This is a genomic window from Enterococcus sp. RTP21361st1_A6_RTP21361_211029, from assembly GCF_040910045.1.
In the GTDB taxonomy this organism is placed as follows: Bacteria; Bacillota; Bacilli; order Lactobacillales; family Enterococcaceae; genus Enterococcus_D; species Enterococcus_D gallinarum.
In genome coordinates this window covers 24,002-42,773 of sequence record NZ_JBDGBK010000012.1, presented here as the reverse complement: position 1 = coordinate 42,773, position 18,772 = coordinate 24,002, and the positions used below count along the sequence as shown (strand labels likewise).

Sequence of the window (18,772 nt, the reverse complement as noted above, 5' to 3'; positions counted from 1 at the left end):
ATGAAGGACTTTCATGAAGCGGTTTTAACTTTAAAAGTACCAACAAGCCTTGCAAGTGCGTACAAAAAAGCTATTGAAGATGAAAATAGTCGATATTTTGTTAAAAATGAACTGAAAGACTCAAACGGCGATGTCACACTTTCGGAGATCAAACCTGTATGGAACGGCAACCATGTGAGTGTACAAATTATTGAGTCTTTCCCTGAATCGACTTTGAAAATTGCTATGATTAGCCATACATTGCCTAACCTACAGCAATCAGTCAAATGGTATGAGACGAACGGCGCTACAGTGGTTCACAAGAGCTGGGAGGAAGGGAGATGAGTCTAGTCAAGGCAGATATGATAGAAAAGAAACAAACATTTTCTATCAATGGCAATCCTGTCACAGCGGGCAAACCATTTGAACCAACATTTATCATAGGAAAACACACAGTAGATATACAGACATTGGAAAAGCTAATCGAGTTTGCCCAAAGCGGTAAATTAGATGAAATTATGTCATCAGAAGATTAAGGACCTGAATGGGTCTTTTTATTTTGTCCTGAATCATGACACTAAACTGATTCACACTGAATTCGGCAGTATATCCGAAAATCCTAAGCGGAACCGACCGCTATATAAATGGTATGGGAGGAAAAGAACATGGAATGGATCAAAAGCATTTTAGAAAAGCATCGTAAGGAAGATGGCACTGTTGATTTAGAGGCAGCAAACAAAGAAATTGACCAAGAATTTCCTAAAAATGCTGTTCCTAAAGATCAGTACAACAATCTTTCTGATAGTTTGAAGACCGCCAAGGACACAATCAAAAGTTTGGAAGGCAAGACAAAGGATAATCCGGATATCCAGAAAGAGCTTGATACTTATAAAACAAAGGCGGAAAGTCTTGAAGCTGAAAACAATCAACTGAAAATTGATTCTCAAGTGGAATCTGTATTGCGTTCGGTTGGTGCTAAGGATTTAGACTATGCCAAATTTAAGCTAGGTTCATTGGAATTAGATAAAGATGGAAAGGTCAAAGATCTAGATAGTCGAGTGAAAGATTTGCAAAAATCTATGCCTGACTACTTTCAAGATAAGTCTGATAACAAAGATAAAGATGCTGCTAAAGACAAATTAGGTGGGTTCCAACGGATTGATGCGAAACCAGGAGAAGGACACCAGTCTAAAAATGAACCAACATCTATTCGTGAAGCAATGGCACAAACAATGGAAGAACAACAAAATTAATTAAGGGAGGGCATACATTATGCCAGTTACATTAGAGCAAGCAAAAGCAACCATGCAAGATAAAATTATCCAATCAGCAATTGACGAATTCCGTCGTAGTTCATTTCTGTTAGATCAGTTGACTTTCGATGATGCCGTGTCTCCAGGCACTGGGGGATCTACATTGGTTTATGGATATACTCAGCTAAAAACACCATCAACGGCTGGTTTTCGTAAAATCAATACAGAATACACACCTAACGAAGCTGATCGTCAAGATAAATCAGTGAAATTAAAAATTTTTGGTGGATCATATGAAGTTGACCGAGTTATTCAAAACACTTCTGGTCAATTGAACGAATCGGCGTTTCAAATGGAGCAAAAAATTAAAGGCGCTGCAAACTTATTTCACTATACTGCGATCAATGGTGATTCTGCAGTTGATGCAGATAGCTTTGATGGCTTAGACAAAATGTTGACAGGATCATCTACTGAATTAGGAACAGATGTAGTGACTGATTTGACGGACGTTACTATGACAAAATACAAAATTCTAGAAACTTTAGATGATTTCTTATCAGAATTAGATGGAAAACCAACAATGTTGCTTGGAAATAACAAATTGATTAATATGATCCAGTCTGTTGCGCGTCAAGCAGGTTATTTCACACGGACTGAAGATGCTTTTGGTAATAAAATCGGCGGATATGACAATATTCCATTAGTTGATTTAGGTTACTTTTATAATGCTACTACCAAGAAAACAGATCCTATCGTCGAAATCGTAGAGCGTACAATCGGTGAAAATAAAGTTGGCGGGTTGACTGACTTGTATGCTGTTTCTTTAGGATTGGACGGATTCCATGGAGTTACTCCGCTTGGAAGTGCTGGAATTACAGCATATATGCCAAACTTCACAACACCTGGTGCAGTTAAAAAAGGTGAAGTGGAAATGGTAGCCGGTGTTGCATTAAAACAAACACGAAAAGCTGGCGTGTTACGGAATTTGAAAGTTAGATAGGGGGATAAATCATGCAAATCAAAGCACCTAACAAATCTTACACAGGTGAATCTTTTGGTGTCATGTTTCAACATGGAATTGGTAAAACAGATGATCCTTGGTTGATTTCTAGATTCAAAGAAAAAGGCTTTGTTGTTGAGGACGAGCCAGAAGAAGTAAATACGGCTGGACTGCAAAAGCAGATTACTAAATTGGAATCTGAAAACAAAGCACTGAAAAAGCAGCTCAAAGAAATTGAAAAAAAATCAAGCGGTACTGAAGTAAAAAAAGAGGATAGCAAATAAGCTGTCCTCTTTTCCTAGAAAGGAGACAGACTTATGATTATTTCCTTAGAAGATGCTCTGAAAATCTGTCCTGACGTTACACAAGAGGATTTAGATGGTATTGAAAAATCAATTCGAGTGTTGACTAACAATCCTTTTCAAAATCGGAGGGTTCGCTTTAAGAGAATAAGATTTGAAAATGAAGCAACTATTGCTATCTTGGACGATATTCAAGGCCTTAGAGCGAATGATACTGTTCAAGTATCTGGTAGCAAATGGAATGACGGATTGTACGTTGTTGACCAAATAGATGGATCAATGATTAATCTAAAAGGAAACTCTAGACTGTTTACAGGAACCGATCCAGATGCATTTTTGACTAAAGTTGAATACCCAGCTGATATCTTATCAGGAGTTAGAAAGCTTTTAGCCTATGATTCAAAAATGCGCGACAAAGTTGGATTGAAATCCAAAACTGTATCTCGGATGTCCGAAACTTACTATGATCAAAACAGTGGAGAATCGGTGAATGGCTATCCAGCTGCTTTAATGTCTTTTATTAACAAATACAAGTTGTTGAAATGGTAGGTGATTCGATGTTTCCTTTTGAAATCAGGCGTGAACAGGAAACTGGTGACAAAGATGAATTGAATCGGCCTATCATTGAATGGCAGACGGTTCATAGAATTTTTGGGTGGCTAGATATGCTTACTGGGTCTGATGAACAAAACTATCAGAATAGTTTATTGGCTACTTCTAGTCACGTGCTTATTACAGAAGACACAAGCTTTGAAATATTATCTACCGATCGCATTCTTAACCCAAGATCAGGCATTGAATACGAAATAACCTATGTCGATGATGTAATGGAATTATCTGATCACCTTGAGATTTATTGTAAGAGGTGGGCTTGATGAAATTTCTTGATCACTCCGATGAAGCCAAAGAAGTTTTGAAACAAGCAACAATCCAATGGCTGTTTCAAGCATGCATGCTAGTTGAAGGTCAAGCCGTAGCATTAGCGGCTGTTCATACATCTAGACTAAGGAATTCCATTGATTATGTTGTTGATGAGGCGGAATTGATCGGTTATGTAGGAACAAACGTTGAATATGCCATTTATGTAGAAATGGGTACTGGTGAATTTGCTGAAAATGGAATGGGGCGTAAAGGCGGTTGGGTGTATCAAGACCCAAGTGGGGAATGGTTCTTTACCTGGGGTCAAGAGCCTCAACCCTATTTGCGTCCAGCTTTTCGGAAAAATAAATCAGAGATAGAAGCGTTAGCAAAAGAAATATTCGGAGGAATTTAGCTGATGAGCCAACGTATTGATGTAATTAACTATTTAACGGGGCTTTTCAGTGCAATTGTCCCCGAAACACATTACCTAAAAAACAAAAATAAAACTGTTGTGTATCCATATCAAACCTTCTCCCTTACAGGTGAGCCCACTCATTTTGCAGGACAAGGGTTTTACATTGATATTGATCTATTTGACAACAATAAGAGCGACGTAGCAATCGAAAAAGCATTATCAGCGATGATGGAATCATTTAACAATGAGCCTTTTTATCAAGTGACTGATAAATTTTTGGTGCAGATACAGTATGATGCGGACAATGATGTACCAACGGGCTCTGACACTTTGCAACGTCGAAATATAAGGCTATATGCCAAATTTGATTGGAGGATTTAGAATGCCAGTTACTAGCGAGACATTACCTAAAAGCGGCTATACCGCAGATACACCAAAACGCTATCTACTAAATGCAGGTGCATTAGTTCGAAATTTAACTTGGGACAGTACGGCAAAAAAATGGACATATGATTTACTTGGTGCAACAAGTGGAGGATCGAAATTGTCCTTGAAAAACAATCTACGTCAAGTAGAAGTTGATGGAGTGTTTGCAACACCTGTTGGCGGGGATATGATCGAATCAAGTGAAGGAACCTTTGAAGTTAATGTTATTGAGCATACACGCGATAATATCAAGATGGCCCTTTTTGCAGATGTACAAGAATCAGATGACACGAAGTATCCCGCAGGATATGATGTAATCACTCCAAAACAGAAAATCGAAGAATCTGATTATATTGAGAACCTTGGATATATTGGTACTATTAGTGGATCTGATAAGCCGGTAATAATTATTATGGATTTTGCAATTTGTACATCTGGTTTGGAATTTGAAGTGAAGGATAAGGCTGAAGCGATCTATCCACTAACTTTTGCAGCCCGTACACCTATGAATGATGTGACTACTACTTCTTTACCGGTTAAGATTTTGATGCCAAAAGAATCGACACAAGAAGCAAGAACAACTAGCGAAACTACCACACGGGTTGATGGAGCTCCAACTGGAACGGAGGAAAATACACATGGATAAAAAAGAAATCTCAAACGAACAATTAGAATCAGAAAAAAAGGCAGCTGAAATCAAAGCTGCTGAAAAAAATAATAAAATTAAAGAACGCTTGATAGGCTATAAGATGCGGGAGCTTCAAGCTGATGACATTTTTAAAGTGATTGAAATTGTAAATATCTTGAATATCACTGAATTAGTTACTGATTTCTTAAAACAAAAAGATGCGGCTAAAATACAAACTCAAAAAGCTCAAGGATTGGCCCTTGTTGCAAGCAAAAAATCAGAATCAGAACAAGAATCCCTTGTGGATCAAGTTAAATCTATTCAATCCGACATTTCGGCTCAAAGCTTTGAATTTGTGGCTAAGGCGGTTAAATTTATTTTAGCTCACTCGAATGAAATCAAAGTCGAATTAAATAGTCTTTTAGCTGACTTAACTGACAAAACACCCGAGGAAATTGGGAAAACTAATATTGTGACCTATGGATTGTTAGTGAAGGATTTTTTCTTAAAGCCGGAATTACGAGAAGCGTTAGAATTGCTCTTTTAATTCAAAATCATGGCGGAATTCATAAATTTAGAGACACGTTATTTAGAAGATATAACGATGTCTCTTTTTTGTTGTCCACAATAAAGTGGAATGACTTTCCAGAGTTTCTTTCTGTGCTATTTGATGCGGAGTTTGATGACCGTCTATGGCAAATCTATCTATTAAATCCTTTACGCACTGATTCATTTAATGATTTTAAACAAAAAATTGTTGAAAGCGTCAAACCAAAGGAACAAGTAGAGTCAGAGGCACAAACAGCCGCTAAAAATGCTTTAGCACTGTTAGAAAGCATGGGAGGTGAAGACTTTGGCATTTAATGTTTTTGAAATGTTTGGGACCATTGATGCTGATAACCAAAAAGCAAATGATGCAATCGACGAAACAACAGGAAAAGCGCAGAAGTCTAGTTCTATGTTTAGTAAGCTAGGTAGCGGGCTTAAAGTGGTGGGAGCCGGTATGGCGGTTGCAGCTGGTGTGGCTGGAGCGGCTGCGGTGGGACTTAGTCAAAAGGTTATATCCGCTTACGCTGATTATGAACAGCTTGTCGGTGGTGTAGATACACTTTTTGGCGGAGTCTCCAAAAAAGTTCAACAGTTTGCAGATGAAGCTTTCCGAACTGCTGGATTATCAGCTAATGAATACATGGAAACCGTCACAGGGTTTAGTGCAAGCTTACTACAATCCTTGGGCGGTGACACTGAAAAAGCAGCAGATGTTGCGAATCAAGCTGTAACCGATATGTCTGATAATGCTAATAAAATGGGATCAGATATTACTAGTATTCAAAATGCTTATCAAGGATTTGCAAAGCAAAACTATACAATGCTTGATAACTTGAAGCTTGGTTATGGCGGTACACAGGAAGAAATGAAACGTTTGTTGGCTGATGCTGAAAAAATTTCAGGGATAAAATATGATATTTCAAGTTTTGCAGATGTGACCGAAGCCATTCACGTTATGCAAACTGAGATGGGCATCACTGGAACTACAGCAAAAGAAGCTACTGAAACTATCAGTGGGTCAATTGCTGGCATGGGATCAGCGTGGCAAAATCTCTTAGCTGGTATGGGGAATGCGGATGCTGATATTGGTAAATTGGTCGATAATCTAGTAGAGCAGTTCGGTTACGTTGTGAAAAATATTACGCCGGTTTTGGGCAATATTATATCAGCTTTACCTCCATTGCTGAATGGACTGCTTAATGCGATCGGGGATTTGTTGCCGACCTTACTTTCTGCTGTCACAGATCTTTTCAGTCAAGTGTTACAAACATTGCTTACGTTGCTACCAGAATTAATTCCAGTCGTAATTGATACACTAATGACATTGGTTCAAACAATTATTGATAATTTACCATTATTTATCGATGTAGCAATGCAAATCATTACAGCGCTAGTTACAGGTATTGCACAAGCATTGCCTACCTTGATTCCGGCAGCAGTTCAAGCATTGATAACGATTGTTCAAGGGTTGATCAGTAACTTGCCAATGCTGTTAGACGCAGCCTTGCAACTGATTTTAGGACTGGCTCAAGGACTTATTCAAGCGTTGCCTATGCTGATTCAAGCATTACCCACCATTATTAATAGCTTAGTAAGTTTCTTTATTGGTTCTATTCCAATGATCATTGATGTGGGAATTCAGCTATTGGTTGCTTTGGTAGAAGCATTACCTACGATCATTCAAGCAATTGTTAAAGCTATACCCCAGATTATCACATCAGTGGTTCGTGCCTTTAGTGATGCAACACCAGAACTAATTCATGCAGGAGTTACCTTGTTTATCGCACTGGTGGAGAATTTACCACAGATCATTATCACTATCGTGGGGGCAATCCCACAAATTATGCTAGCTGTTATTGATGGTTTTTTGAGTTACATTTCTGAATTAGGAAACGTAGGTTGGAAACTGATTACAGGATTCATAGATGAATTCACTTCAGTTAATTGGGGTGAAGTCGGTATGAATATTATCAAAGGAATCGGTCAAGGAATTAGCAACGCTGCTGGTGGACTCTGGGAGGCAGCCAAAGGAGTTCTCGGAGGTTTTAAAGATAATGTTCTTGGTTTCTTTGGTATCCACTCTCCTTCAAGATGGGGACGTGATGCTGTTGGTAAATGGATCCCACGAGGAATTGCAAGTGGAATAGAAAAAGACGCCTACACCATGCAAGATGCATTGACTAACGCTGCTAATCAACTCACTTTTGATACAAGCAGTTTAGGAGCAAATGTAGATTTAAGTCAGATAAATCCGAATGTGGTGAACTCGGAAGCTGTCACGGATGATTTTTCAAATGGCAATGAAAATAGAAAATCAGGGGATATCTTTAATATCACTTTGCAAGCATTAGGTGAACTAACAGACTTCCAATTGATGGATATGGCTAAAAAGCTTGTAAAATTTATAAAGGAATTAAAAGATAGAGAAGATGCACCGAAAGGAGGCGTTTTAGGTGGTATTTAAACCCGGACAATTTAAAATTAATGGGTTGAATAGTGAGGAATTTAATACCTATTTACGCTCAAGGCCACAACGCCTCTCTGCTGGGCGTGTTATAGAATTAAAGCCGAGACCCGGAAATGATTCGGTTGTGGTTGATTTTGCTTACTACAAAAACGTAGAATGGAAAATCCTTTGCAATGCACAAGCGGATAATGTAGATGATGTATCACATTTAGAGGATCGTATTCGGGCTTGGCTAGATATGTCAAACTACTCTGATTTTACCTACAGTTTTGATGAACAGTATATTTACCAAGCGATTGTAGTAAGTCCGCCTGTGTTTACGGGGACACATAAAGATGCCAATTGGATACCGTTTGAGTTCACAATCAGTTTACGTCCTTTCAAGCAGTCAAGAACGGGACTTAGATGGTTGAGCAATGAGACGAAAATACACAATATTGAGCACTATCCTTCGAAGCCTAAAATTCAAATTTTAGGCTCGGGGGATATTTCTTTTTGGATCAATAATGACAAGTTTGAACTGGTCAATATTGGTAATGAGATAATCATTGACTCACAGATTGAAGAGTCTTATCGACTTGTTGATGGTGTTCTAGAATCGCAAGATAGTAAAACGAAGTTTATAGATTTTCCTATATTGCCGACTGGATTGACCACAATTAAATGGCAAGGAAATGTAAAAGAATTTAATTTGATGCCAAGGTGGTGGACTAAAATTTGAAGCCAAGAATCTATAAACCAACGGAAAAAGATTTCAGCCATAATGGGTTGGGAATCATGAGCAATACGACTCGATGTGATGTGACTGAGGACGCGAATGGAAAATATGAGGTCGAAATCGAGCATCCATTAATTAGTCGATTTTCGAACTACTTTGAAAATGGTTATCAAATAAAAGTAAAGCCAAACGATCAAGAAGACTATCATATCTTTGAAATCAAGAATACCTATAAAGATACGATATCAAATACAATCTTAATTTATGGGCAATCACGTACCTATAAATTAGGAAATCGCGAAGTTCGACATGTAGAAATTGACTCTAAAAATGGCGCTGAGACGATGGTGGCCATTGAAAAGGGAATGGATGAGCCAAGTGATGTGAAGTTATTTTCAGACATACAAACGATTTCTAGCACAATCTTTGAAGCTCGTAATGTATTGAGCTGTATCTCTGGAGAACAAGGGAGTATGGTTCAGTATTGGGGTGGAGAAATAAAAAGGGAACCATTTAAGCTTTCTCTATTACGAAGAAGAGGGCGTGACAATGTCGGTACTGTTCGATACGGAAAAGATTTAAATGGACTAAAAATCAAATTTGACTGGTCTAGCATTGTAACAAAGATATTACCTTATGCTGACTTGCAAAACAGTGATGATGGGACGACTGATCGAATTTATGGAGATGCAGTGTTGTCAGAATTAGCGACTAACTATCCAGATGTTTATGCTAAGCATATTCAATTTACGGAGGAACAAGGAGTGAAGGATCTGGCTAGTTTGAATCGAGTTGCTGCAAACTATTTTAAGTCTATCAACCCAGGTTCAGACAAACCAAAAGTTAGTATTGAGTTAGAAATTGAAAAATTAACAGATTCTGAAGAAGCAAAAGAGTTTGCCAAAATCCGAAATTACGGTTTATTTGACACCTTTTCTGTTTATCACAAGCTCTATGATATTTATATCAATACCAAAATCACGAGTGTTGTTTATGATTCATTAACTGAAAAGAATAAAAAAATTTATGCGGGTGATGCTCAAATGGCGTTTTATACGAAACAAAGTTATGAGCTACAAGAAACAATCAAAACCTTGACTAAGAAAGGCTATATGTCTGAATTTGTTGATTACGTAACTAATCTGACCAATGGGGTTGAGGGAGGCAGTGTTTTGCAGTATCCGAAGAATAAACCACACACGACTTACTACATGGATACCGATTCTAGAGATACTGCCAAAGATGTGATTGCACTTAATCATAAGGGCTTAGGATTTTCTAGAACAGGTTGGTTAGGCCCGTTTGTTAATGCATGGAGTATCAACGGAGACTTAAATGCCGATTTTATTCGTGTCGGTAAGATTCGTGCAGCAATTTTCGAGAGTTCATTCAACGCTGTAGGAGATTTGCTTAGAATGGTCTCCGGAACGTTACAACTATGGAATGGCAATAAAAAAATTATGGAATTGACTCGAAAGGGGCTGGAATTTTGGAATTCATCAGGTGCGAATATTGGTACTATCGGTACAACAGATTCTGCAGGTAATCCATTTCCAGATGCAGTCACGCCAACACCTATAGAAGATAACTCCCTAGTAATTCGAACAGAAGGAGATGGGAAATATATTTTGATTTCTTCAAAAACTGGGTATGGTTTTACTTTGCTTGGGAATGGTAAAGCAATCTATCGTGGAGACCTAGATATTCAAGGTGATTTAACGATTAAAGGTCAAAAAGTCATTCCTGGACAAAATGGGGGTCCTGGTCCAGGTGAAGGTGGCACTTTATCTGATGTTTTTGTGCGTGTACTGGCACTGACTGCCAAATATGAAATGGGCGATCGTAGTTCCGGGTATTACCATCCGCCATTAGATGATGGTGCAGGTTGGAACTATGGGAAATATTCTTTCACGCAAGTATATGAGATGGACAATTTCTTGGCATGGTTGGCAAAATATTATCCGGATGCACGAAGTGCTTTAGTGGGTTCTGTTGGCTCGACTGAATTTAACAACTCATGGTCTGCTTATGGGAATGCGAATGATAAACAATTTACAAGAATGCAAGCCGAATACTTCTGTCGCACAAAATTGAAACCGGCAATCGAAGGATTGAAAGCAAGTACAGGCGTTGATTTCAACGATGGCCAAAAATGGCTTGGAACACTTGGCATTCTTGCTTCGATTCAAAACTGGTATCCTGCCGCTGTTTCGAATGGCTTCTTTAAAACCATTACTCAACAATTTGCGAATCGGTGGGATGATGCGGCATTTATTATGACAGTCTGTGATTATATTGTCGCCAATGCGGCTTCTATGGTTGCGCCTGCTTATGTTGAAGGGATTCAAAATCGGTTCAGAAATGAAAAAGCTGATGCACTGAAGCTGACGGATAAAACGTATATCCCTTTCGATGGTGTGACAACCAATCGAGGGTTAGAACACTTAGAAGATTTACTCGGCAAACGGGTCGGCAATGGACAGTGTTATGGACTATCCGCAGAGTATTCTGGTTATATGGGTGGATGTGGTCTTGGTGCTGGTACGCAATATGGTATGAGTCATTTAACTGGAGTGGGAAGTACCGCTGCTGCTAGTGATATTGGTATTGCCTATGATTGGGCCGCTGTCGGCTGGACGGTAATCAAGAATCCAACATATGCCCAATTACAAGTTGGTGCCATCATTAATATTGCACGTGGTGCACCTTGGGCTGGTTGGCCAGGAGGAGTTGACGATACCTATGGTCATACAGGTGTGATCCGCGGATTAGAAAATGGACGAATCCAAACATATGAACAAAATACCGAACAAGGAATGATCGTCGGGAAATTTGACCGTGCGTATACCAGTCCAAGTGGTATTTCTTCCATTGTCATACCACCAATTCAAAAATAGGAGTGATAAACTTGGAACTAGATCAATTTAGAGATGTCGATTTAGTCATTGATTATGCGAACTATACGTTTATAGAAAAGCAATTTGTCTCTCAAGGAGATTACAAAGGGCGAACACTTACTGTTCTGGTAACTAACAAAGGCGTTGTCGGAGAAGTTCCAGGATTGATGTTAAATCTTAATTGGTATAATGAAGCAAGCGGGCTGGCAGATTTGTCAGCTTTTTCTGTTTTAGATAAAGCCAATAGCATTTACCGAATTGAATACCCTCAACATATGATGACACCTGGAAGAGTTATTGCAAGTATTCAGGTAATTCAAGATGGAAAAGTAACAAATTTAAAACAATTTGAGCTGACAGTCCAAAGATTGGCTGGCCAAGCAGTCGGGATTGTTGAAAAAAATGAGTACAGTGCGTTAGTTGCGGTTTTATCCGATGCTAACAAGTTTCGGACGGATATTGACACGCTTGAAATTAAAAAAGCGGATAAAACTGCTTTAGCTCAAACAAATGAAAATATAGAAAATTTAGATTCTACTAAAGCGGATAAAACTGCTTTAGCTCAAGCAAATGCAAGCATGGCGAAGAATTTAGCTACAAAAGTTGACAAAGGCGGAAACGAACAAATCACGATGCCTATGCTGTCCCAAGAGGTCAAAACAGCGATGACCGGTGGAAGCGTGGCTGTTGTAGGTCCAAACGGAGTAAATACGACCAATGTTGCCAATGGCGCAATTACCTCACCAAAGTTGTCCAACAGTTTTAATTATCGAACATTTCTCGCCAGCGGGGCGCTGTTAGACGTCTTAGATGTAAATGGATTCTATCTTTACAGTGCCACAACCATTTCGGATTCGCCGTTTGCAACTGGCGCAGGGATCCTAGAAAATATCAAAACAGATGATTATATCATCCAAAATGTTACAGAATTTGCGACGGGGATTAAGTATTTCCGCACGGTTCGGCAATCGGTTAGCCGTGTGACAGAATGGGTATCTTCCGAGATCAAAAATAGCAGCATATCACGTTCGAAGCTAAGTTCCGATTTTGATTCAAAAGGACATTTTCAAGATGTTGATCTAAACAGTTTGATCGATAGCGGCACATATCTATTAACTGGCACAACGACAAATATTCCGGTGGGGTTTAATGGCAGCTTATTGTTGACGGTGCAAAAAAATGGACATTGGATCCATCAGACTCTATCGTTGCTGCAAAACCCTAGCCAAAAAGCTCATCGTTATCATTTCGACACGGAAAATCTTTGGGGCGAGTGGGAAATTGCAAGTAATAAACCGCTGTCCGGCAAAGTGGTAGTCAATTTCGGAGATTCGCTTTTCGGCAATACTCAAGGAGCTTCGAGTGTTTCAAATGTCATCTCTAATGTGACTGGTGCAGTAGTTTACAACTGTGGTTTTGGAGGTTGTCGAATGGCTGGAGGACAGGAAATTGAGGCTTGGCAATCGTTTAGCATGTTTAGACTTTCGGATGAAATCGTCAAAGAAAATGATGATCCCACAAAATGGAATCTGCAAGATGCAGCGGTTAACAATGAAAAATGGAACAACAAGCCTACTTATTTCGATAACACGCTTAGTGTTTTGAAGGGAATTGATTTTAATTTAGTAGACTTTATCACCATCGCTTATGGCACGAATGACTACACAGGTGGAAACTTAATAGACGATGAATCAAATCCATTAAACACTGACACATTTTCAGGTGCCTTAAGATATTCGCTTGAAAAAATTATGGCTAAATATAAACAGCTTAAAATATTGATCTGTACACCAACCTATCGCCTTTGGTTTAATCCGGACGGATCAGTAGAATCTGACAGCGACACGAAGGATTATGCTGGTACAGGGTCTTTAATCGGATATGTTGAAAAAACAAAAGATATTGCAAAAGAATACAAAGTTCTTTGTATAGATAATTATTATGAACTTGGTATCAATAGATTTAATGCGCTAAATTTCTTTACAGTTCAAGACGGAACTCATCACAATTCTGTAGGAAGAAAAGTATTGGGAGAAAAAATAGGTGCTAACTTACTATCATTTTTTAGTTAGAAAGCAGGGTGGAAATTTAGTGAAAATCGAAAACTTATCTTCTAAAGTGTTTGACGAAAATAGAACAGAGGAAAGAAAGTTAATGAACCAATTTATTGATTTTCTTAAAGATGATATCATTGTCATAAAAACTGAAGGAGACAATGATGGAAATTTTAGGGATGAAAGAACAAAAGATAAAGATACTAGATACTCCGTTAGGAAATAAAATATCTATAAGCGCAGATTTTGAGTTGCCAGAAAAATTAAACATGGAAATACTAATAGCCATTAAACTAGTCGAGTTAGAAATGGAGTTTCAAGGAATCAATATTGAAAAAATAAAGGGAACGAACTTAATCATCCTCTCCTCAGGAATAATTGAATTAAAAATGAGTAGTATAGGGAATTACATTCGTTTCTCTGTCATTGATTACTCTAAACTAATAAACATTAGTAATGAGATCGCTAGAATTGCGGTGATAATCGAAGAGTTAGTCCATAATTTTTGGAATTATAGCGATGAAGAAAAAATTAAACTGATTGATATTAAAATTCTAAAGAGGTTGGATCAGAATGTTGAGATTGAGGATATATTTGACTTAAGTACCATACAAGAGACTGATAAGGGAAATTATCTCGTCCTTACACCTGAATATTTTGATAGTTAATAGAAAAACGCGCCTCTTTGAGTGTGATTTTTATTTTAGGAAAGTTGGTGACGTATGTTCAGTTGGGGGAATACATGGTGAAAGATTTTTTGGAGCTAAACAGTTTATTTGTGACTTTATTTGGAGGTGGCTTATTAGCTACTTTATGGCGAGTTGGAAATTGGATTGCAAAATTAGTAAAAGCTAAAAGGGCAGAAAATGAACTAAGAGAACAAACAATTAATGCTTTAGAAGCTGCGAACAAAGAGCAAGACAAACGTCTGCAAAGCGTGGAAGAATACCGGGTGATGGCCGAAGCCCGGAGTCAAAAAATCGTCAAGGCAGAGAAAGCTTCTTTGCATAACCAAATATGGAATAAAGCTGATGAATATATCACGAGAGGGTATGTCACAGTTGGAGAGTTAAATAATTTTATTTATTTGTTTGAAGCATATAAGAATCTTGGTGGTAACGGCACAGGTGACACGTTACATGCCAAGGTTCTTTCTTTATCTGTAAAAGATGAGGGCATTTTACAACAAAAAGAAATTGATCAACCTTAGGAGGAATTGAATATGGAACACATTTTAACAGCAGCAACAGTGATTGTAGGGGTCATAATGGCAGTAACAGGATTAGTTAAGAAGATGATCCCAGATAATAAGTGGTTACCAATTATCAATATTGTATTAGGAGTAGTTATCGGTCTGGCTTATGCGGCTTCGATGGTGCCAGATCAATTGGTGGTATTTGGTTGGGCAGGATTCTTATCAGGACTAGCAGCAGGTGGCTTCTATGATTTAGGAGCTGGATTAGTTAAGAATGATGCAACGCCAAAAGATTATGGCGATGGCCAAGAGTTCACAGAAAAGAAGTAGTAGCCAAAACGGCTGCTCCTTTTTTATAGAAAGGATGATAAACATGGAAAGCAAACAAAATAAAGTAACCATTCCCATGAAGACTGGGGTATGGGAATGGTCAGCTAAAGGTTTTGGTTTTAAGAAATATCAAAAGCGAAACGATCTGGAGCAATCTCTTTCAAAGGGTAATTAGTATAGTAATAAACTTTTCCTTCTGTTACACCAGAAATTACGAGTATTTTTACACCGTTTGAGTATTCGATGAAATTACCTTGTGAATAAATACTCATGAGTCAATTCATCTTGACTAGTCATAGTTTTCACCTCCTTATCAGTTATTTCAGTGGACCACTCACTGATAAGGAGAGTATATCAAAAATTTTTAATGAAAGTGAGGCGGTACATATGAGTGGAAGTATCAAAAAATTTATCGAACGCATGAACTATTGGTGCCAAACAGTTAGCCTTGGCTATGACCAAAGCAATCGGCAAGATTTCCGAGATGGTGGAGAAACGGATTGTTCTGCATTAGTGATTCACGCATTGAAAGAAGCAGGCTTTGACACTGGATCAGCTACATATACCGGCAATATGCGCTCTAATCTGACAAAACGTGGCTGGAAAGTTGTAGCAAACAATGGTCGACCTCAAGCAGGAGATATCTTGTTAAACGATGTAAACCATGTGGCAGTGTATATTGGCGGTGGGAAATTGGCGCAAGCATCGATTGATGAGAGAGGTCGAATCACTGGTGGTCGCGGTGGGGATCAGACAGGATGGGAAACCAATGTTCGCTCCTATTACAACTATCCGTGGAATTGTTATTTGCGTTACGTTGCCGCAACAACCAGCTCTAAGCAAGCCACAGGAGGATGGATTGCGGAAAAGGGACATTTTAAATTGAATGCAGCAATCAAACTTCGAAAAGGTCCATCAACGAAAAATGGAGAAATTGCGACGATAAGTGCTGGTTCTGTGATCATTTACGATGCATATAAAATCGATCCGAACGGTTATGTGTGGATTCGTCAGAAACGTGGGAATGGTTATGGCTATATGGCGACTGGTAGAAGTAAAAACGGAAGACGTATTGACTACTGGGGAAGATTTTATTAAGAACAAAAATAAATAGCCCGTCTATATGGCGGGCTTAAACATTATTTATTCTTCTGGATAATCAAAAGGAATATCCGGATACGCAAAATTTTCTTTGATTATTTTTTTACTGTTTATATAACCGGTTCCAGTGATCACGTAAGAAAATTCAACTTTTTTATCTGGGAGACGACACACAAAGCTATAAATTAATTCACAATCTTCTACTTTCGGTAAATAGTTTTTAGGTAGGCGATCTCCATTATAAAATTTTCCATTTTTTTTAATTTCTTTTTTCCATTTTTCAAAATCTTTTTTAGTAGTAATATCTTTTGAAAAATTTGTTTCCTGTTTGGTTGATTGTCGATAAATATCTTTTACCAATAGGATTTCTTTTTTAGGAATTTTATCTATCTGGGTTATAAAGTCATCAATCTTTTTGTCAGATGTATATTCATGATATTTAAAATAACCGACATATAACAATAATCCAGCTATTACAAAAAGAACAAATCCTATTAAAAAGAACCTGATTTTTTTCATAAATAAACACTCCTTCAATAGGTTCCAACTTTATAGGGTTTGTAGGAACTAGTAAATAAATTAGGTAGAGCACTCGGAGCAATGAAAGTAAGTCCTGAAGCATAGTTTTGCATGACTGGTGCTGAACCGCTACCATACCAAAAAGCATGAAAGACCAATTTTGAACAGTAAGTTGGATTCAAAGATAGCGTGTTAGGTCCAATGAAATAGTCATAGTAACGATTCTTTTTGTATCCACCAGATGAGTTCCAAAATGTTTTATCGGCATAAGTTGCACACTGATTAGCCATCCCTTTATTAGGAATACGCCAGATTTGTATCCACTTATCTATATTTTTGTTAGGACTCACACCTTCTTGATCCTTTTTTCCCCACAGCCAATTATGCTTTGAATATTGATGATTATTATTTTTCATGACACCAGTCGGCCATTTATCTATTACTTTTCCCCCAGTCATTTCCAAAATATAGTTATCACTAGTGGCGATTGCGGCATGCCCCATACCGCCACTGACAACAATAATATCTCCCTTACGAAGATCACGCTTAAATCGATCCGCATTTTCTCGCTTTGAAGCGCGTTCTTCAAACATTGCTTTTTTTTCACTAGGAGAGTGTCCTTCACCATCAGGAAAAGCTGCGTAATTTAAGATTTCCGCAAACCAATTATCATAGGAAGAATAATTAGGAAATAGATCTTTCATTTCTTCATAAGTCTCTTTATTCAACAGATAGTTTTCCTTAAACGCTTCAAACTGATAGTTTTCTCTACTGATTTTTCCCAAAGCAATTCCTTGTTCGTATAGCTTTTGTATATTGTCTTGTGGGGTTGGTGACTCAACAACAGATGAGATGCTTGTACCTTCTGATAAATCAGTTTTTGTTTCTTCAGCGCTAGCGGGAAAAAGAATAATGAGACTTCCTAAAAATAAACATGCGGCAACAAATAACAACAATACTTTTTTTGATCGTAACATTTTATCACTCCTTTTAAAATATTTTTTTATTAGTATACACCTAGGATTTGATTTTATGAATTCCCTTTCAATAAAAATTATAGAAAACGATTCCAGTTTCTATTGAAAAAACTTATTTTGTGGTTTAAAATATGAGTATCTAAAAAGTGTTCATTTATTCTTCTTTCAAAATCGCCCACTCTTCGGAGTGGGTATTTTTTATAAACAAATAGCCCGCTTCGGCGGGCTTGTACATAATAAAAAAAGATATTCAAGGGAATATCTTTTAATCTTCGATAAAAAGCTGATTAGTTGTGTAGGCCATACTAATGTTACAATCTCTAGTTTCACCAGTTTTTTCAAATCCTATTTTTTTATAGAAATTCTGGACATCTTTTTCACTTTGAACTGTGATTAAGCATGAGCCAACATGAGGCAAAATTGTATATTTTATAAACGAAAAAATATAAAACATTAAATTGATACCATAATTCTGTTTTTGCAATTCTTTTTTTACAGCAAAATGATGAATTTGAATCCCTGGTATAGACTGTCGTTTTACAGGATTATCCCATTTTTTTAAATTTTTATGTATGTTTGACTTATTAGTAACCAGAACTCTATCAGTTGTTAAGGTGAAATACCCCACTAATTGTTTGTTACCTTTAATTTCCATAAAAAATAGAAAAGTTTTTGTAATGCCAAATAGTAAATCTTCTAGAGCATCATTTTTCAAGTAATCATCAATATGAGGTTTTCCACAAGAAAAAGCCTGTACTAAGGCTTTTTCTTCATCATCAATGTTTGAAAGCTTCTTAATTTGTACTTCATTATCAATAAACATATGATTTTAGTAACCTCTTAGATTTTGTAAGATTTTCCATCGATATTGAGTGTTTTAATAGCATTCACTCTTTTTGCTGTTTTTTTTGCATTTTCATTTGTAAATTGTTTATCTTTGCCAAAAATACTATCCATAAATCGGTTATAGCTTTTAGAGTCAGTAAAAACCATTTCTGTACATTTGATAGATGTATTGGCCATATTATTTCTCCCCTTTCTATTGTATTAAGAATATCATCGGTAAAAAAAATAATCAATAATTTTTCATCGCCTAAAGAC

26 protein-coding genes are annotated in these 18,772 nt (G+C 37.5%); 22 read left to right on the top strand and 4 right to left on the bottom strand.

Annotation, left to right across the window (positions count from 1 at the left end):
- The 22 genes from AB5Z52_RS03640 (at nt 1) to AB5Z52_RS03535 (ending at nt 16,172) form a co-directional block, all read left to right on the top strand.
- A complete protein-coding gene (locus AB5Z52_RS03640; protein WP_368243271.1) occupies nt 1-324 on the top strand; it encodes a hypothetical protein in 324 nt (107 codons plus the stop codon).
- Nucleotides 321-515, top strand: a complete 195-nt coding sequence (locus AB5Z52_RS03635; protein ID WP_060792013.1) for a hypothetical protein — start codon at nt 321-323, stop codon at nt 513-515. The genes AB5Z52_RS03640 and AB5Z52_RS03635 overlap by 4 nt, the downstream gene beginning before the upstream one ends.
- A gap of 129 nt (nt 516-644) precedes the next feature.
- Nucleotides 645-1,232, top strand: a complete 588-nt coding sequence (locus tag AB5Z52_RS03630) for a phage scaffolding protein (protein ID WP_208788034.1) — start codon at nt 645-647, stop codon at nt 1,230-1,232.
- A 19-nt stretch (nt 1,233-1,251) separates the two neighbouring features.
- A complete protein-coding gene (locus tag AB5Z52_RS03625; protein WP_368243274.1) occupies nt 1,252-2,232 on the top strand; it encodes a major capsid protein in 981 nt (326 codons plus the stop codon).
- 11 nt (nt 2,233-2,243) lie between these two features.
- A complete protein-coding gene (locus AB5Z52_RS03620; protein WP_368243276.1) occupies nt 2,244-2,516 on the top strand; it encodes a hypothetical protein in 273 nt (90 codons plus the stop codon).
- A gap of 33 nt (nt 2,517-2,549) precedes the next feature.
- Entirely contained in the window at nt 2,550-3,083 is a 534-nt protein-coding gene (locus AB5Z52_RS03615) for a hypothetical protein (RefSeq protein WP_368243278.1), read from the top strand.
- 8 nt (nt 3,084-3,091) lie between these two features.
- Complete coding sequence (locus AB5Z52_RS03610; protein ID WP_368243279.1) at nt 3,092-3,409, top strand: phage head-tail adapter protein; 318 nt, start codon at nt 3,092-3,094, stop codon at nt 3,407-3,409.
- Entirely contained in the window at nt 3,409-3,807 is a 399-nt protein-coding gene (locus AB5Z52_RS03605; protein WP_368243280.1) for an HK97-gp10 family putative phage morphogenesis protein, read from the top strand. Before AB5Z52_RS03610 ends, AB5Z52_RS03605 begins: the two co-directional genes overlap by 1 nt.
- A 3-nt stretch (nt 3,808-3,810) precedes the next feature.
- The gene (locus AB5Z52_RS03600; protein WP_368243281.1) at nt 3,811-4,191 is read left to right on the top strand and encodes a hypothetical protein; all 381 of its coding nucleotides are present in this window, start codon (nt 3,811-3,813) and stop codon (nt 4,189-4,191) included.
- Nucleotide 4,192: 1 nt separating this feature from the next.
- A complete protein-coding gene (locus AB5Z52_RS03595; protein WP_242387752.1) occupies nt 4,193-4,882 on the top strand; it encodes a hypothetical protein in 690 nt (229 codons plus the stop codon).
- Nucleotides 4,875-5,411, top strand: coding sequence for a hypothetical protein (locus AB5Z52_RS03590; protein WP_221686096.1), 537 nt, complete (start codon nt 4,875-4,877; stop codon nt 5,409-5,411). The genes AB5Z52_RS03595 and AB5Z52_RS03590 overlap by 8 nt, the downstream gene beginning before the upstream one ends.
- Before the next feature lie 113 nt (nt 5,412-5,524).
- A complete protein-coding gene (locus AB5Z52_RS03585) occupies nt 5,525-5,728 on the top strand; it encodes a hypothetical protein (protein WP_368266831.1) in 204 nt (67 codons plus the stop codon).
- Nucleotides 5,718-7,877 (top strand): phage tail protein, encoded by a 2,160-nt coding sequence (locus tag AB5Z52_RS03580; RefSeq protein ID WP_368243283.1) that lies wholly within the window; start codon nt 5,718-5,720, stop codon nt 7,875-7,877. The genes AB5Z52_RS03585 and AB5Z52_RS03580 overlap by 11 nt, the downstream gene beginning before the upstream one ends.
- On the top strand, nt 7,867-8,601 hold the full coding sequence (locus tag AB5Z52_RS03575; RefSeq protein ID WP_368243285.1) for a phage tail protein: 735 nt from the start codon (nt 7,867-7,869) through the stop codon (nt 8,599-8,601). Before AB5Z52_RS03580 ends, AB5Z52_RS03575 begins: the two co-directional genes overlap by 11 nt.
- Nucleotides 8,598-11,495 (top strand): phage tail spike protein, encoded by a 2,898-nt coding sequence (locus tag AB5Z52_RS03570; protein WP_368243287.1) that lies wholly within the window; start codon nt 8,598-8,600, stop codon nt 11,493-11,495. The genes AB5Z52_RS03575 and AB5Z52_RS03570 overlap by 4 nt, the downstream gene beginning before the upstream one ends.
- An 11-nt stretch (nt 11,496-11,506) precedes the next feature.
- On the top strand, nt 11,507-13,567 hold the full coding sequence (locus AB5Z52_RS03565; RefSeq protein WP_368243288.1) for a hypothetical protein: 2,061 nt from the start codon (nt 11,507-11,509) through the stop codon (nt 13,565-13,567).
- Nucleotides 13,568-13,586: 19 nt separating this feature from the next.
- Nucleotides 13,587-13,775: a hypothetical protein gene (locus AB5Z52_RS03560; protein WP_156137044.1), complete on the top strand. Its 189-nt coding sequence runs from the start codon at nt 13,587-13,589 to the stop codon at nt 13,773-13,775.
- Complete coding sequence (locus AB5Z52_RS03555; RefSeq protein ID WP_368266829.1) at nt 13,711-14,217, top strand: hypothetical protein; 507 nt, start codon at nt 13,711-13,713, stop codon at nt 14,215-14,217. Before AB5Z52_RS03560 ends, AB5Z52_RS03555 begins: the two co-directional genes overlap by 65 nt.
- A gap of 74 nt (nt 14,218-14,291) precedes the next feature.
- Entirely contained in the window at nt 14,292-14,759 is a 468-nt protein-coding gene (locus AB5Z52_RS03550) for a hypothetical protein (protein WP_317738675.1), read from the top strand.
- 12 nt (nt 14,760-14,771) lie between these two features.
- Nucleotides 14,772-15,074, top strand: a complete 303-nt coding sequence (locus tag AB5Z52_RS03545; RefSeq protein ID WP_317738676.1) for a holin — start codon at nt 14,772-14,774, stop codon at nt 15,072-15,074.
- A 43-nt stretch (nt 15,075-15,117) separates the two neighbouring features.
- Nucleotides 15,118-15,249: a hypothetical protein gene (locus AB5Z52_RS03540; protein WP_368243290.1), complete on the top strand. Its 132-nt coding sequence runs from the start codon at nt 15,118-15,120 to the stop codon at nt 15,247-15,249.
- Nucleotides 15,250-15,461: 212 nt separating this feature from the next.
- On the top strand, nt 15,462-16,172 hold the full coding sequence (locus AB5Z52_RS03535; RefSeq protein ID WP_368243291.1) for an NlpC/P60 family protein: 711 nt from the start codon (nt 15,462-15,464) through the stop codon (nt 16,170-16,172).
- A gap of 45 nt (nt 16,173-16,217) precedes the next feature.
- On the opposite strand, the gene AB5Z52_RS03530 is transcribed toward AB5Z52_RS03535, so the two are convergent.
- The 4 genes from AB5Z52_RS03530 to AB5Z52_RS03515 all read right to left on the bottom strand — a co-directional run bounded on the left by AB5Z52_RS03530 (nt 16,218) and on the right by AB5Z52_RS03515 (nt 18,694).
- Nucleotides 16,218-16,694, bottom strand: a complete 477-nt coding sequence (locus AB5Z52_RS03530) for a DUF3139 domain-containing protein (RefSeq protein WP_368243292.1) — start codon at nt 16,692-16,694, stop codon at nt 16,218-16,220.
- Nucleotides 16,695-16,708: 14 nt separating this feature from the next.
- A complete protein-coding gene (locus tag AB5Z52_RS03525; RefSeq protein ID WP_368243294.1) occupies nt 16,709-17,671 on the bottom strand; it encodes a hypothetical protein in 963 nt (320 codons plus the stop codon).
- 265 nt (nt 17,672-17,936) lie between these two features.
- On the bottom strand, nt 17,937-18,494 hold the full coding sequence (locus AB5Z52_RS03520; protein ID WP_137264352.1) for a GNAT family N-acetyltransferase: 558 nt from the start codon (nt 18,492-18,494) through the stop codon (nt 17,937-17,939).
- Nucleotides 18,495-18,511: 17 nt separating this feature from the next.
- Nucleotides 18,512-18,694, bottom strand: coding sequence for a hypothetical protein (locus tag AB5Z52_RS03515; protein ID WP_137264353.1), 183 nt, complete (start codon nt 18,692-18,694; stop codon nt 18,512-18,514).
- Between the last annotated feature and the right edge of the window lie 78 nt (nt 18,695-18,772).